This window comes from Candidatus Pyrohabitans sp., from assembly GCF_054014795.1.
Genome location: NZ_JBPMGE010000105.1, coordinates 1 through 13,552, shown reverse-complemented (window position 1 = coordinate 13,552; position 13,552 = coordinate 1). Strand labels below are relative to the sequence as shown.

Annotated in this window: 20 protein-coding genes; 7 read left to right on the top strand and 13 right to left on the bottom strand. The window is 55.4% G+C overall.

The features are described 5' to 3' along the window. Positions 1-329, bottom strand: a 329-nt coding sequence (locus ACXJJW_RS11305; protein ID WP_456475854.1) for a PDDEXK family nuclease, incomplete at its 3' end; no start/stop codon positions are given. Positions 330-411: 82 nt separating this feature from the next. On the opposite strand from ACXJJW_RS11305, the gene ACXJJW_RS11300 reads away from it, so the two are divergent. Then, positions 412-1,359, top strand: coding sequence for an NAD(P)/FAD-dependent oxidoreductase (locus tag ACXJJW_RS11300; protein WP_456475853.1), 948 nt, complete (start codon positions 412-414; stop codon positions 1,357-1,359). A 1-nt stretch (position 1,360) separates the two neighbouring features. On the opposite strand, the gene ACXJJW_RS11295 is transcribed toward ACXJJW_RS11300, so the two are convergent. The 8 genes from ACXJJW_RS11295 to ACXJJW_RS11260 form a co-directional block, all read right to left on the bottom strand. Further along, positions 1,361-1,558, bottom strand: a complete 198-nt coding sequence (locus ACXJJW_RS11295) for a hypothetical protein (RefSeq protein ID WP_456475852.1) — start codon at positions 1,556-1,558, stop codon at positions 1,361-1,363. Positions 1,559-1,656: 98 nt separating this feature from the next. Beyond that, a complete protein-coding gene (locus ACXJJW_RS11290; protein WP_456475851.1) occupies positions 1,657-2,610 on the bottom strand; it encodes a ketopantoate reductase family protein in 954 nt (317 codons plus the stop codon). Positions 2,611-2,629: 19 nt separating this feature from the next. Continuing rightward, positions 2,630-2,950 carry a nucleotidyltransferase domain-containing protein gene (locus tag ACXJJW_RS11285; protein WP_456475850.1) on the bottom strand — a complete coding sequence of 107 codons (321 nt, stop codon included), beginning with the start codon at positions 2,948-2,950 and terminating at the stop codon, positions 2,630-2,632. Further along, positions 2,943-3,347, bottom strand: a complete 405-nt coding sequence (locus ACXJJW_RS11280) for a HEPN domain-containing protein (RefSeq protein WP_456475849.1) — start codon at positions 3,345-3,347, stop codon at positions 2,943-2,945. Before ACXJJW_RS11280 ends, ACXJJW_RS11285 begins: the two co-directional genes overlap by 8 nt. A gap of 103 nt (positions 3,348-3,450) precedes the next feature. Next, positions 3,451-3,834: a type II toxin-antitoxin system VapC family toxin gene (locus ACXJJW_RS11275; protein ID WP_456475848.1), complete on the bottom strand. Its 384-nt coding sequence runs from the start codon at positions 3,832-3,834 to the stop codon at positions 3,451-3,453. After that, on the bottom strand, positions 3,807-4,004 hold the full coding sequence (locus ACXJJW_RS11270) for a hypothetical protein (protein WP_456475847.1): 198 nt from the start codon (positions 4,002-4,004) through the stop codon (positions 3,807-3,809). The genes ACXJJW_RS11275 and ACXJJW_RS11270 overlap by 28 nt, the downstream gene beginning before the upstream one ends. A gap of 29 nt (positions 4,005-4,033) precedes the next feature. Continuing rightward, positions 4,034-5,398 carry a PFL family protein gene (locus tag ACXJJW_RS11265; protein ID WP_456475846.1) on the bottom strand — a complete coding sequence of 455 codons (1,365 nt, stop codon included), beginning with the start codon at positions 5,396-5,398 and terminating at the stop codon, positions 4,034-4,036. Positions 5,399-5,407: 9 nt separating this feature from the next. Then, positions 5,408-5,680: an ACT domain-containing protein gene (locus ACXJJW_RS11260; protein ID WP_456475845.1), complete on the bottom strand. Its 273-nt coding sequence runs from the start codon at positions 5,678-5,680 to the stop codon at positions 5,408-5,410. Between the two features lie 89 nt (positions 5,681-5,769). On the opposite strand from ACXJJW_RS11260, the gene ACXJJW_RS11255 reads away from it, so the two are divergent. Then, complete coding sequence (locus ACXJJW_RS11255; protein ID WP_456475844.1) at positions 5,770-6,924, top strand: MFS transporter; 1,155 nt, start codon at positions 5,770-5,772, stop codon at positions 6,922-6,924. Positions 6,925-6,931: 7 nt separating this feature from the next. Here ACXJJW_RS11255 and ACXJJW_RS11250 read toward each other — a convergent pair whose 3' ends face one another. Further along, on the bottom strand, positions 6,932-7,720 hold the full coding sequence (locus ACXJJW_RS11250; protein ID WP_456475843.1) for a BtpA/SgcQ family protein: 789 nt from the start codon (positions 7,718-7,720) through the stop codon (positions 6,932-6,934). Between ACXJJW_RS11250 and ACXJJW_RS11245 the strand changes: the two genes are divergently transcribed. Together ACXJJW_RS11245 and ACXJJW_RS11240 are read left to right on the top strand one after the other, a co-directional pair. Next, on the top strand, positions 7,719-7,970 hold the full coding sequence (locus tag ACXJJW_RS11245) for a 4Fe-4S dicluster domain-containing protein (RefSeq protein WP_456475842.1): 252 nt from the start codon (positions 7,719-7,721) through the stop codon (positions 7,968-7,970). The two genes, ACXJJW_RS11250 and ACXJJW_RS11245, sit on opposite strands and share 2 nt — an antisense overlap. 85 nt (positions 7,971-8,055) lie before the next feature. Then, entirely contained in the window at positions 8,056-8,502 is a 447-nt protein-coding gene (locus tag ACXJJW_RS11240) for a CBS domain-containing protein (protein ID WP_456475841.1), read from the top strand. A gap of 5 nt (positions 8,503-8,507) precedes the next feature. On the opposite strand, the gene ACXJJW_RS11235 is transcribed toward ACXJJW_RS11240, so the two are convergent. Together ACXJJW_RS11235 and ACXJJW_RS11230 are read right to left on the bottom strand one after the other, a co-directional pair. Beyond that, positions 8,508-9,104: a hypothetical protein gene (locus ACXJJW_RS11235; protein ID WP_456475840.1), complete on the bottom strand. Its 597-nt coding sequence runs from the start codon at positions 9,102-9,104 to the stop codon at positions 8,508-8,510. Between the two features lie 53 nt (positions 9,105-9,157). Further along, the gene (locus ACXJJW_RS11230) at positions 9,158-10,114 is read right to left on the bottom strand and encodes an ArsA family ATPase (protein ID WP_456475855.1); all 957 of its coding nucleotides are present in this window, start codon (positions 10,112-10,114) and stop codon (positions 9,158-9,160) included. A gap of 51 nt (positions 10,115-10,165) precedes the next feature. Between ACXJJW_RS11230 and ACXJJW_RS11225 the strand changes: the two genes are divergently transcribed. Further along, positions 10,166-11,521: a cobyrinic acid a,c-diamide synthase CobB gene (locus ACXJJW_RS11225; protein WP_456475839.1), complete on the top strand. Its 1,356-nt coding sequence runs from the start codon at positions 10,166-10,168 to the stop codon at positions 11,519-11,521. On the opposite strand, the gene ACXJJW_RS11220 is transcribed toward ACXJJW_RS11225, so the two are convergent. After that, a complete protein-coding gene (locus ACXJJW_RS11220) occupies positions 11,518-12,225 on the bottom strand; it encodes a hypothetical protein (protein ID WP_456475838.1) in 708 nt (235 codons plus the stop codon). The genes ACXJJW_RS11225 and ACXJJW_RS11220 overlap by 4 nt on opposite strands. A gap of 51 nt (positions 12,226-12,276) precedes the next feature. On the opposite strand from ACXJJW_RS11220, the gene ACXJJW_RS11215 reads away from it, so the two are divergent. Both ACXJJW_RS11215 and ACXJJW_RS11210 read left to right on the top strand, forming a co-directional pair. After that, positions 12,277-13,113 (top strand): fumarate hydratase, encoded by an 837-nt coding sequence (locus ACXJJW_RS11215; RefSeq protein WP_456475837.1) that lies wholly within the window; start codon positions 12,277-12,279, stop codon positions 13,111-13,113. Continuing rightward, the coding region (locus ACXJJW_RS11210; protein ID WP_456475836.1) for a FumA C-terminus/TtdB family hydratase beta subunit at positions 13,110-13,552 on the top strand (443 nt) is incomplete at its 3' end. The genes ACXJJW_RS11215 and ACXJJW_RS11210, both read left to right, overlap by 4 nt.

The window sequence follows — 13,552 nt, the reverse complement described above, 5'->3', positions numbered from 1 at the left end:
CTCTTCTCCCTCCACTTTATGCCAAGATGAAGGGCTTCGCCTATAATCGCATACAGTTTGCGGTGCCTGTAGAAGGAGAAGACCAGCAGTGGAACCTCATCCTCACCTGCCTCACTGCGTATCTTCTCCAGCGCAGCGCGGGAGATGCGGATGCTCTCCCCGCTCCGCGTGGACTTTGCATCTATCCTGAGCCTGAGCCCGCCCTTCTCGGCGATGACGTCGCTCTTTATCACCGGCGCCGAGCCGCTCAGCGGAATTCTGCTTGCGCTGTAGCCCCGGGATATAAAGAAATCCTTTATCCTGTACTCAAACTTCTTCCAGGTCTGCATTAAATTAAGAACCTCGTGGAGAGATAAATCCCTTTCGGTTTCGAGGAGGGTTTTTAAATAAAGTATGATTATACATATCCACATGAGTGCAAAAATGTACGACGTAATTATACTTGGCGCGGGGCCCGCTGGCCTGGCGGCTGGTATGTACGCGGGCAGGCTGAACATGCGCACACTTATAATAGGGGAGGAAATTGGCGGGCTCATAGCTACCACGCAGCTGGTGGAAAACTATCCCGGCTTTAAGCGAATCTCCGGCGAGGAGCTTTCGCAGCGCCTGCTGGAGCATGCGGAGGAGTACGGCGTGGAGCTAGTGGAAGCTCGCGCTGTAGATGTGGAGAGGACCGCAGAGGGATTCCGCGTGGTTACCGATGAAGATGAAGCCTACGAGGGTAAGACGCTCATCTTTGCCACCGGAACGAGGCACAGAAAGCTGCCCGCAAAGGGCGCAGAGGAGTATGAGAGCCGGGGCGTCTACTACTGCGCCCTCTGCGACGGTCCGCTGTTTAAAGATAAGGTGGTTGCCGTCGTAGGTGGGAGTGACAGCGCAGCGAAGGAGGCGCTCCTCCTGGCGGAGTATGCGCACAGGGTTTACATAATATACCGCGGTGAGAAGCTCCGCGGCGAGCCGCCCAACCTGCGCAGAATTGAGGAGAACGATAGGATAGAGGTGATATACCGCGCGAACATCCTCGAGGTTAAAGGCGACCGCGTGCTGCACAGTGTTGTGCTCGACAGAGAGTACGGGGGAAGCAGGAAACTTAGCTTAGATGCGGTCTTCGTTGCCATAGGCGGCGAACCTCAGAGTGAGCTGGCGAAAAAGCTGGGCGTGGAAACAAATGAGAAGGGGGAGATAATCATAGACAGGGATTCGCGCACGAATATAGCGGGGGTCTTCGGGGCTGGCGATGTGGTGGCGAGCAGCTTCAAGCAGGCGATAGTGGGCGTCGCCGAGGGCGTAGTCGCTGCCTACTCGGCGTACCGCTTCGTAACCAGTGGCTTCGTGGCAACGAGGGCGAGCGGTGAGTAAGCTACGGCTTCTCACTCAGCACGTCGACGCGCTGGTGGAGAAGCGCATGCGCCTCCGCAAGCTCCTTCAGGAGGCGTGCAGTCTTGCTCAGCAGGGCGGCAATCATCTTGTTGTCGAGCTCTCCTGCCCCCGCCCTCTCAGAAATCTCCTCAATTATATTCCCTGCCTCCTCAACCATCTGCTCAGGAGTCTTAACCAACCATACCACCTCCCTGTTATAAATTATGTTGAAACAGGCTTAAATTTCTTTTGTCCTCCGCCAGACCTAAATGCGCGCACCGCCTTCGCCCAGACACCTCATGGCCTTGATTTCGTGGCGATAGCCCCCTGCTCAAGGGCTTTAACTATCTTCGTAATGGTCTCATTAACCGGAGTGGGAATGCTGTGCCTCTTCCCCAGCCCAACGACGGCGCCATTCATGTAGTCGATCTCGGTTTTCTTGCCCCTCTCTATGTCCTGGAGCATAGAGCTTATGTGCTTGGCCGTCGGTGGGAGCAGGTCCCTGAGGAGGTGCTCATAGTACTCCTCCCAGGTGTACTCTACGCGAATCCCGCAGGCGAGGGCGACTTGGAAGGCTTCCCTGAGCATAGCCCGCATTAAGCTCAGCGTCTCCGGCATCTCTCCGAGCTCACCGTAGGGCACGCGGAGAATGGCGGAGAGCGGATTCAGGGCGATGTTGTAGAAGGCCTTGAGCCACTTGTCTCTAATTATGTCCTCGCTCGCCCTGGTGGGAATACCCGCGCTGGTAAAGGCAGAGGTGAGCCGCTGTGCCCTCTCGCTGAGCCCGCCCTCCAGCTCGCCCACTAAGCACTCGCTGGCGTAGACCGTAACCTCCGCGTGCCCCGGCTCTATCAGACGAGCGCCGAATATCGCCATTCCCCCCATCGTGTTCTGCCTTCCAACGACCCTCGCTATTACCTCCTCATTGCCTATGCCGTTCTGCATCGACATAACGGCGGTGTCCTCGTCCACAAGCGGAGCGACCTCCTCAACCGCCCTTGCTGTGTCGTAGGATTTGGTGGTAATCATTATTAAATCGAAGCGTTCCCGCGAAGGAATCTGCTCCACTGAGGTCAGCGCATTTAAGCGCGTGAAGGTGTGTCCGCCCCATATACCCGAGATGCGCAGCCCCCGCTCGGCAATGGCGCGCATGTGCCTATCTCTGCCTATCAGTGTGACGCTATGGTCGCGAGAGAGGAAGCCGCCAAACACCGAGCCCATCGCTCCAGCGCCGAAGATGAGGATGTTCATGGGTATGCACCCTAAAAGCCTAAAGAGCCGCCTCCACGTACTCCTCCATAGCCTCCTGAACTACCGCCGATGAATTCTTAATCCTCTCAAACTCCTCGGGAGTATAGCACAGGAAATCCACGTGCTTCGGAAACCTCGCCACCTTCAGAACCCTCTCCATCCTCCTGATGAAGGGAATACCTCTGAACGCCTCAGATATTATAATGACGTCTATATCGGAATCTTCCCTCGCGCCCCCCTTCACCCTCGAGCCGAAAAATATGACCTTAATCGGCTTAAATTCCCTTACAATTCTCGGCAAAGCCTCCTTCTGGAATTTGTCGAGCCACACATCACCCATTTTCTTCCTCCACCAGCACCCTGTATCTATCCTTTAAAATCCTGAAAACACTTTTAGCAGACTCAACCTTCGCTTTTGCAATCTCTTCATCATACTGTCTATAAGGAACCTCATCGCTAACGTCGGGATACCTTGCAAGGGTATAATCTGCAGTAAGTCCAAGGATGTGCGCAATTGCCTCCTCTGAGACTCCAAGTTTATACGCCATTTCATCAATGTAGTGCGTCTTGGGTACCTTCTCACCCTCTAATGCAAAAATTGCCTTCAACAGCTTTTCCACAGCTTGGTGGGCAAGAAACGCTGCAACATCATATCCTTCAATCTCAATGTTTTTCTCAGCAATTTTCAGGTCGTGCAGAGCCTGTTTGAACCATTTTCGTGCAATTTCCACCGTCATTCCCTTAAAAATTTTTCCCGCAACTACTTAAAAGTATCTTATGGCTAATTCCTGTGCCCGTGGATGGGGGGATTTTCCGGACGGATATGCGTTGGACGTCAAATTATTTCGCTTCTGGGAGAAGCATCACTTTTAGTCCATTTTCTTTAAACGTTTCGAAATCAATATCACAGGTAACTAAAGGTTTGTTGTTTGCTATTGCAATAGATGCAATAAAAAGGTCTTTCAGTGGCGGAATTTTTCCTTCTGTCTTTAGATTTTTAAACACCTCAGAGGCTACATCTGAGGCTCTCTCGTCAAAAGGGAGTTTGGGTATCGCTTCTAATATGGCCCTCTCCTTTTCAGACAGGAATCCAACCTTTAACTCAAAATTTGTAATTGAAGTAATATAGAATTTCCATCCCCTGAAACTTTTCAGTTCTTCAATTACCTCCTCATTGTTTTTGGCTATTGCTATTATCACTGAGGTGTCAAGGACTGCTTCCATGTTTCAAACATCTTGTTTATCTCTTTTAAACTTTTTTCATCTAACTTGGCTCCTCTGAATGCCAGTATTAAATCGAGATTGCCCGAATATTTCCTGTATTTGTTTATGATTTCCTTAACTTTTTCCTCATCCATCCATTCCGGAACTTCTATTGTTATGGTCTTTGGCATAACCTATTGGGATGTTTTAACGAGGTCACTTAATTCCTGTGCCCGTGAATCGGCGAGGGTATCCTGCCGCCGCGCCTTACGAAGGCCTCGCAGGAGCGCTCGCTCACCGGCATGACGTAGGAGTAGCCCAGCAGGCCTCCTAAATCTATGCGCTCGCCTTCCTTGCCAGCGAGGATTACCCTCACGCCGGTGGTTTTGCTGTTCATCACGCCTATCGCGGCCTCATCTGCGATTAGGCCTGCGACTGTACTCGCGCTGGTCTTCGCGGGCAGGACAAGCATATCCAAGCCCACGCTGCACACACTGGTCATGGCAAGGAGCTTGTCGATGGTTACCGCGCCCTCCTTCGCTGCTTCTGCCATGCCAGCGTCCTCGCTAACAGGTATGAAGGCGCCGCTCAACCCGCCCACGTAGCTGGTCGCCATAGTACCACCCTTCTTCACAGCGTCCACGAGAAGGGCGAGGGCGGCCACGCTCCCCGGAGCGCCGCACCTCGCAATTCCCATGGCCTCTATTATCTTTGCCACGCTATCGCCCGGGAAGGGCGTGGGCGCTAGGGAAAGGTCCACGATGCCAAAGCTAACCCCCAGTCTCCTGCTCAGCTCCCTGCCTATAAGCTCGCCCACGCGGGTTATCTTGAAGGCGGTGCGCTTGATAACCTCAGCCACCTCCCCAAGACTGGCGTCGCTGTGCTTCTCCAGCACCGCACGAACAACGCCCGGACCTGAGATGCCCACGTTGAGCGCCGCCTCACCTTCCCCCTCGCCGTGGAAGGCACCCGCCATGAAGGGGTTGTCTCCGGGCGCGTTGGCGAAGGTAACCAGGCGAGCACAGCTCCTGTAGTCAAGCTCAGAGGTGCGCTTGACCACCTCCCCCATTCGAAGCACCGCATCCATATTTATCCCCGCCCTCGTCGATGCGACGTTGACGGAGCTGCACACCCTCTGCGTTTTGCTCAGCGCCTCGGGTATTGCGCTTATGAGCGCCTCGTCGCCGCGGGTAAAGCCCTTCTCCACCAGCGCCGAGAAGCCGCCTATAAAATCAACGCCCAGCCTCTCGGCCGCTCGCTCCAGGGCGAGGGCAGCGCGCACTGCCGCTTCCTCTGCTCCTTCCTCATCAAGCCCCCTCAGCGAAGGCGAGATGATGTTCGCGAGCGGCGTAACCGCAACGCGCTTGTTCACTATGGCGATGCCGTACTTCTCCTCCAGCGCCTTGGCCTCGCTCACCAAACGCTCTCCAACGTTTAGAAGCTTCTTCTCAATTCGCTCACAGGTTTCCTCTGTATCGCTGGAGGCGCAGTCCTTGAGGCTCACCCCCAGCGTTACTGTGCGAATGTCAAGGCGCTCCACAAGTATCATGCGCAGCGTCTCAAGAATCTCCTCCCTCTCGAGCATACCCTCACCCTAAATGCGGTGCATATAGCGGAAGATATCTTCATGCTGGGCGATTATCTTAACCCGCTGCTCCTCTGCCACGCGTTCAAGGCGGCGCTGAAGCTCGCGTAGCTCCTTGCCGGTTATGTCCACGATGAGCGTCATCGTCAGCAGCCCCTGCACCACCGTCTGGCTCAGGTCTTCGATATTTATCCCAAGCTCGGCGCATGCACTGGTGACGGCGGCAATAATACCCGGATGGTCCTCGCCGATGACCGTGATAACGGCGCGCTCCTTCTTCATGCTCTGCGTATTCGCGGGCGGGGTATTTATATTTGGCGCCGCTGGAGAGCGGTAAGCTTTTATGTGGCATATAAAGCTTAGATAAGAGTATGAGGGTATTTGCCCACCTTGCGGTAATATGCTTCCTGCTTCTCTTCAGCGTCACCATGATCTACCCGGTGGTGAAGCACTACGTAATGGACAGATACGGGGCGAGCATAGCCCAGGCGGGCATGTTCGTGGCGGTCAACCTGATAGCGTATGCGGTCTTCGCCCTCGTGTGGGGCGCGGTCTCCGACAGGATGGGCAGGAGGAAGCCCTTCATCCTCGTTGGGCTTCTTGGCAACTCTGTCATGCTCCTCCTCCAGGCCAATGCCCCCAATCTGGCGTTTCTGATGCTCTTCAGGTTCATAGAGGGCATATTCACAGTTATGGTGTACTCCATAGCCATGGCCATGGTGCTTGACATAGCCGGAAGGGAGAAATACGGCAGGGGCATGGGGGTCGTGGGAATGGGCATCGCCACCGGCATGGCCTTCGGCTCGCCCACCGGCGGCGTGCTCGGCGAGGTTGAACCGGTGCTGCCCTTCTACGCCGCCTCCACCATAATCCTGCTCGCCTTCCTGCTTGCCCTGTTTCTCAAGGACACTCCCGCAGAGGCCTCGCGCTCTGCACTGCGCAGCTTTTCGCTCCTCGCTGAGAGGAAGAAACTTGCGATTCCCTACATCTTCTCCTTCATCGACAGGTTCACCGCGGGCTTTTTTGTGAGTGTCTTTCCCATAATGCTGGGGGTTGGCTATGAGATGAATCCCAGGCAGATAGGAATGTACCTCTCCTCCTTCCTCATGCCCTTTGCGCTGCTCCAGTATGTGGGCGGCATCGCCGTGGACAGGTACGGCAGGCTTAAGCCCCTCATCGCCGGAAGCGTTGTATACGCGGTGTGCATCTCGCTGGTGGGGGTGCTGTACCCTCCTGCGATAGCGGGTGCGCTCTTCATCGCTGGCATCATGGCCGCGGTGATGCTTCCCGCTTCGGCTGCACTCAGCGGGGACTTTGCGCTCCGCGAGTCGAGGGGCGCGGCGATGGGAGGGTTCAACTTCAGTGGCTCTCTGGGCTTTGCCTTTGGACCGGCGGTCGCCGGAGTTGTGGCAGAAAGCTATGGCTTCGCCGCCGCCTTCTTTCTGGCAGGCAGCTCGGTGCTTGCCAGCCTGCTCATCGTCATTGCGCTGATGCGGAGATGGGGTATGGGGCTCGCTGAGAAGTAGAACTGAGCTACCTCAGCTTCGCCACTTCTTGCATCAGTGCCTTAACCCTCGCCTCGCTCACAGGATTTTCTATCTTCCCGCCCTCCTTTAAGCTGGTGCCCACTATTGCGGCATCAGCGAAGCTGAGCAACGCTGAGCAGTTCTCTGCGCTCAGTCCACTGCCTACAATAACAGGGACGCTGCTAGCGCGGCTTGCGCGCTTGAGCTCTTCTACGTTGGGTGGCTCTCCAGTTGCGCCGCCAGTGAGAATGACAGCGTCTGCCAGCCCGCGCTCCACGTTGCTCAATATCTCCTCCTCGAGGCTAATGCTTGCGAGCGGCCAAGAGTGCTTCACCGCTACGTCAGCAAAGATTCTTACGCCACTGCCCAGCCTTGCTCTGTAGCGCAGTGTTTCCTGTGCTTGCCCCTGAATTATACCCTCCCAGGTGAGTCTTGCGCCTGTGTGCACATTCACACGTATAAACTCGCCACCCGTCGCGCTGGCGACTGCGAGGGCAGCGAGGGCATCGTTGCGCAGCACATTCACGCCGAAGGGTAGGGGTACCTCCCTTTTAACCTCCTCCGCTATGGAGCTCATGTACGCCACAACATGGGACTCCACTCTGCCCGGTGAAAAGGGCACATCGCCGTAGTTCTCGAAGAGGAGTGCGTCTACACCGCCATGGTAGAGTGCAAGAGCATCGCTGAGTGCACGCCTGCGCAGCTCCTCCTCACCCTTGAAGCGGGGCGATGCGGGAAGCGCAAGGAGGTGGACAACGCCGATTATCGCTTTATCATTTTCGAAAAGTTTTCTCATGAGAATAACCACGTTTGCGAAGGATATAAAGCTTCAGGAGAGCCTGCTGTTGTTCCGCATTCATGTTGACCCCGCCAAGTGCCGTGGAGTCGGCGCATGCAAGGCCGCCTGCCCCAAGGGGCCGAGGATATGGGAGATTCGCGGGGAGGGCGACGCAAAGAAATGTGTTGTAAAGGACCTGACCTGGTGTCTCGCATGTGCAAAGTGTGTCGCAGCATGCCCGGAGGGAGCAATAACACTGCAGTGGTAGCAAAAATGTAAACTTCTCTTTTACGCCATTGAAACAAAATTTATTTGTTGTACAAGAGACAATATATATCTCAGGAGGAAGGAAGTTGAGGAAGGACGAGGATATGCAGATAAGTTTTGATGCATCCCTGCTTATGAATCCTGAGATAGTTGGCATCGCACCTGATACCAAAATAAGCGATGTTGCAAAGCTCATGCTTGAGAGGAACATAAGCAGCGTCGCAGTCGCAGAGGAGGGTAGGATTGTGGGGATAATAACAGACAGGGACTTTACGCGCTGCACCGCAATGGAGAAGCACGCTACCATCGCAGCAGAGCTTATGTCATCTCCTGTTATTGCGGTGGATTACAGCGAAAATGTTCTGAATATAGCAAGAAAGATGGGTGAGCGCAATATAAGGCACATATTCGTGAAGAAGGATGGCAAGATAGTGGGTATAATCTCCCTGAGAGATATACTTAAGATCATCCCCGAGGCTATATACTGCTACATCCCCCACGCTGAGAAGAAAAATAAATTAAAAGAAGATTAGCTTCTCTAAAGAGAAGCTATCTCCTTGTATCTGTTTTCAAGAATAGGTTTGTGGATCTCCTGGGGCTTGCCGTAGTGGCAGCGTTCGCACTTTGCCTTGTGTATCTTTATGTAGTTGCCGTCAAAGTGGCAGAGCTGGCATACCAGAACTTCTCCCTCACGCTTCTGAGGCACACGGAACTCGCCTTCTTCGGTCATATGGCATGTCTGGCACATCTTCACGCCCAGGTTTTCAATCTTCTTCTCGTGTATCTTGTGTATCTTCTCGCCGTGACATGTGGTGCATATTCTGGGTTCAGCACCCTTGGCTTCGTCCACCTTCATAAGCGTGGCAATCTCATGGAAGGTTGAAACATCACCATGACAATCAGCACACTTTATCTCCGCGGCTGGTTTAGAGGGTGCAGCCGCTGGCTTTTCCTCCTCTACGGAGGCAAGCTCAGCCTTCATCTTGTTCAGCTCAGCCTTAAGGCTTGCTATCTGTTTGTCCTTCTTCTCAATCTGCTGCGTGTATGTGGTGGATACGTTTCCCATATAGACCAGTGTACCCACCAGGGCAATGGCCAAAACCGCAATAATAATTCCTGTCACCTTGTTCGTCATGTGTCCTACCTCCTCTTTTTGTGGAAGTTCAACTTAAAGTATATTAAAAAAACTTATATAATTTTTGGTTGAGGTTGAGGGTCTTCAAACAGCAGACTTTCAATCTCCTTTATGCTTTCCAGACCCTTGACCTCGTGGGGCAGGAGAGGTACCTCCACCATCCTAACCTCCGGATAGGCTTCTCTCAACTCTTTCAGGTATCTCTGTTGTGCCTGCGCAGCGGTGCGGTGGAATTCGCACTCCGGCTCTGTCACCACGCTGTTCATTACAATCTTCCTGACCCTTATTCCAAAGCTGTCCAGCTCGCGCATAAGCCTCCTGATCTGGGAGACACTCAGCCCCTGGGGTATGCCCACTGGAATCACCTCCACCTGCGGTGACCTCAGAAACTCCAGAAGCTCCTCGGCGAGGGCACGCCACCCGGCGATTATGTCGAATATCTCTCTCCTGGGCTTTTTCAACCCGAGGGTGTCGCGGATTTTCAGCATCGCCGAGTAGAGGCGCAGGTATACCTTAGCGGCTTCGTCGAGGTGCTCTATAAAGATTATGGGCATCCTGAGCAGGCGCAGCGTATGCCCTGCTGGCGCGGTGTCCCACACTATCCTGTCATAATCACCCTCCCTCACCAAGCCTGCGATGTAGTCCAGCATAAACTCCTCGTCTATCCCCGGGGCGCTGCCTATGTAGTCGATAATCTCCTCCTGCACAGGCACGAGGGAGGAGAGAACCTCATAAACCTCACCTCCAAACTTCTGCTTCCAGCGGCGAAGCACCTCTTCGCTGCTGAGTTCGAGGGCGTAGAGGTTCTGAGAAACCTCTGCAATGCTATCGCCCACCTCCTGCTCGAATATATCGCTCAGCGAAGGCGCGGGGTCTGAGGTGAGAATGAGGGTTTTTAGGCCTCTGCCGGCGAAGTGCACGGCAGTGGCGGCGCTCAATGTGGTCTTTCCCACACCTCCCTTACCGGCGAACATCACCACCTTTGCACTTTCCTCAAAGGTAAGGCCCATGGCAATCACTCAACGCTAAGGTTTTATTCTCTGGAAATAAAAAGGCTGTGCATGAAGATTGCCCGTATACTCATCGCCGGTGAGAGGAGCGGCGTCGGCAAGAGCACAGTTGTCACAGGGGTAATCAGGGCTCTTGCAGAGGCAGGGATGAAGGTCCAGCCCTTTAAGGTGGGCCCGGATTATATAGACCCCGGCCACCATGCCAGAGCGATAGGCGAACCCTCGAGGAATCTGGACACCTGGCTAATGGGCGAGGGCGGTGTGGTGGAGTCCTTACTTCGAGGCTCAAAGGGTAAAGAGCTGGCGGTGATAGAGGGTGCTATGGGGCTGTACGACGGCATCTCTGGGAACTACGAGGGGAGCAGCGCCCACATAGCAAAGCTTACCTCCTCGCCTGTGGTGCTGGTGGTGGATGCTTCGAAGATTGCGGGCAGCATAGCAGCGCTGGTGAGCGGTTATAAGAGCTTCGACCCGGAGCTCAGTTTCGCGGGTGTTGTGCTTAACAATGTGGGAAGTGAGGGTCACGCAAGGATGCTGGGCGAGGCGATTGAGAGCAAAACAGGCTTACCTATTCTGGGCTGGCTGCCCAGAAACAGCGATGTGGAAATCCCGGAGCGGCACCTGGGCTTAATTCCTGCTGCGGAGCGTCAGGAGCAGGAGCTTTACCCCAGACTGGCTGAGTTTGTGAGGGAGCATGTTGACCTCGAGGCGATTATGCGCGCCGCGAGAGATGCGCCTTCGCTGCCTGAACCCCCTGTGGAGGAGGGGGAGGAGCCCACGGTCAGAGTGGGGGTCGCCCTCGACAGGGCTTTCAGCTTCTACTACTGGGAGAATATTGAATTCCTGCGCAGCGCCGGCGCCGAGGTGGTGTTCTTTTCGCCCATCGGCGATGAGACCCTGCCAGAGGTGGATGGGCTCTACATAGGCGGTGGCTTCCCGGAGGTTTACGCACCGGAGATAGCTAAAAACAGAAAGTTGATGAGGGAGATAAGAAAGAAGAGCGAGGAGGGCATGCCCATCTATGCCGAGTGCGGGGGGATGATGTATCTAACCAGAGAACTCCTCGACCTGGAGGGGAAGGCGCATGAGATGGCAGGTGTTTTTGACGCTGTTGCTGAGATGACACCGAAGCTTCAGGCTGTGAGGTACACACTGGCGAGGGCTGCGCTAAATACGCCCTTCTTCAGGGAGGGAGAGATTTTAAAGGGGCACGAGTTCCATTACTCGAGAATTGCCGACTTCGCCGGCGATATCTCCTTTGCCTACTCTCTACAGCGGGGCGTGGGTATCTCTGACCACCGCGACGGCTTTATTAGCAATGCCACCCTGGCGAGCTATATGCACCTGCACTTTGCGGGAAGCAGGGATTTCCTTAAGAGCTTCATAGCCGCGTGTGCCTCGCACTAGGCGAGAAGTTTCCTGAGGGCGCCTATGGTGAGTCGGTGATACTCCCGTCCAGGAGATATCTCTACCCTTCCAGAGCCGAACCTGCCCAGGGCGAAGATGTCGCCCAGCACATCGCCGGCGACATGGGGGAGAGTTTCTATTGAGTAGCCCCACAGGTAGGGTGTAGCTGAACGCGCAACGCGGAGCTTCTCCTCCTCGCTGGCTTCCTCAAGCACAAGCTCATAGTCAATATCACCCCGAAAGACGTAGATTTCGATATTCTTGCTCGGCGATACACGTATCTCACCCTCGGGCAGGCTGAGTGTTACCTCCCTCTCAACACTGCGCAGCCTGCCGGGTAGCTTTCTGACACCCGCCTCCTTAAGCCTGAGGTAAAGCTCCTCATCCAGCTTGCCGTTTGCATTGCCGATGACCGTAGAGGGAGGTTGACCCTCGCGCCTGGCATCGCGGAAGCTCTTCCTGCTCATGTCATAAACGCCGCTAAGCCCGGTGATGCTTGCACAGGAGATGCCAGCCAAGTAGAGGCAGCCCAGGGCATGCTCCACCAGGTATGCCTTTCTTCGCCCTGCTAGGTCGACGCGGATATCAGAGCGGGACACGCTGTCCACATTGGCCTTTATGCCGTTAATCCTCAGCTCCTCCGCAGGCGAAGCACGGAGGTAGCCAACCTCCACCTCTCTGGCAAGCGTTGTCCGCGAAAGCATGCCCCTATCTACTCCCAAAGCTTTTTATTTTCTTGCTTCAATTTACCTGCGATGCGCTCAAAGCTTGTTGAGCTTATTCGCGCTGGGGTTACCTCTCTGCCGGGCGATGTTGAAAAGGCGCTGCAGATAGCGCTGGAGCGGGAGGAGAGCGAACTTGCCAGGCTTCAGCTTGAGACGATACTCAAAAATGTGGCATATGCGAGGGAACACCGCCTCCCCCTCTGCCAGGACACCGGCGTTCCCATCTTCTTTGTTCATGGCTTTAAAGAGCTGGGCGAGGTGGAGCAGCAAATTAGGCAGGCGGTTGCCGAAGCCACGCGGGCTGTGCCCCTGCGCCCCAGCATGGTGGATGCTATAAGCAGGAGGAACACAGGCGACAATACCGGCCATGGCGTGCCCGTGATTCACTTTGAGAGCGGCGATGAGGAGAGCATCACCTTCCTTGCCAAGGGTGCGGGGAGTGAGAATGTTTCGCGGGCAAAGATGCTTCCGGCGCGCGAGGGGGTGGCTGGAGTGAAGCGCTTTGTAGTCGAAACTCTGCGCAGCGCCGGCGCAAAGCCGTGTCCGCCGGTTATTGTGGGCGTGGGGATAGGCGGCACCCTGGACCTTGCCGCAAAGCTCGCAAAGGAGGTACTGCTCCAGCCCCTGTTCGAAAGGAATGAGCGGGAGGAACTTGCCCGGCTGGAGGAGGAGCTTCTGGAGGAGGTCAATGCCCTCGGCATAGGCCCCATGGGCATGGGTGGAAGCACTACCTGCCTTGGGGTGAAGATAGCCGCTGCGGCCTGCCACACCGCCTCGCTTCCGGTGGCTGTGAATGTGCAGTGCTGGGCGCACCGCTGGGCTACGCTGCGCAGGGCAAAGGGGAAGTGGGTGGTGGAGCAGCAGTGAGGCACGAGCTTCGCACGCCTGTGGGCAGAGAAGAGGTACTTGGGCTCCGCGCAGGCGATGTGGTTTATCTGAGCGGGGCTATCGTAACCGCCCGCGACAGAGCGCACCGGCGCGCCTTAGAGATGCGTAAAGAGGATGTGCCGGCGAGCTTCAATGTAGTCTACCACTGCGGCCCTCTGGTGAGGAAGCGGGGCGAAGAATGGGAGGTGCTCTCCGCCGGGCCAACGACGAGCGCAAGGATGGAGCCCTACCTGGCACAGCTTCTGGAGAAGTTCTCCACCAGGCTTATAATAGGCAAGGGGGGCTTTTCTACCGGAGTGGAGAAGCTTTTTAAGCAGCACACCTGCGCCTACCTCGCCTTTACAGGCGGAGCAGGTGCACTGGCGGCTCGTGCGGTGAAGCGTGTACTGGCGGTGCACTGGCTGGAGCTGGGCATACC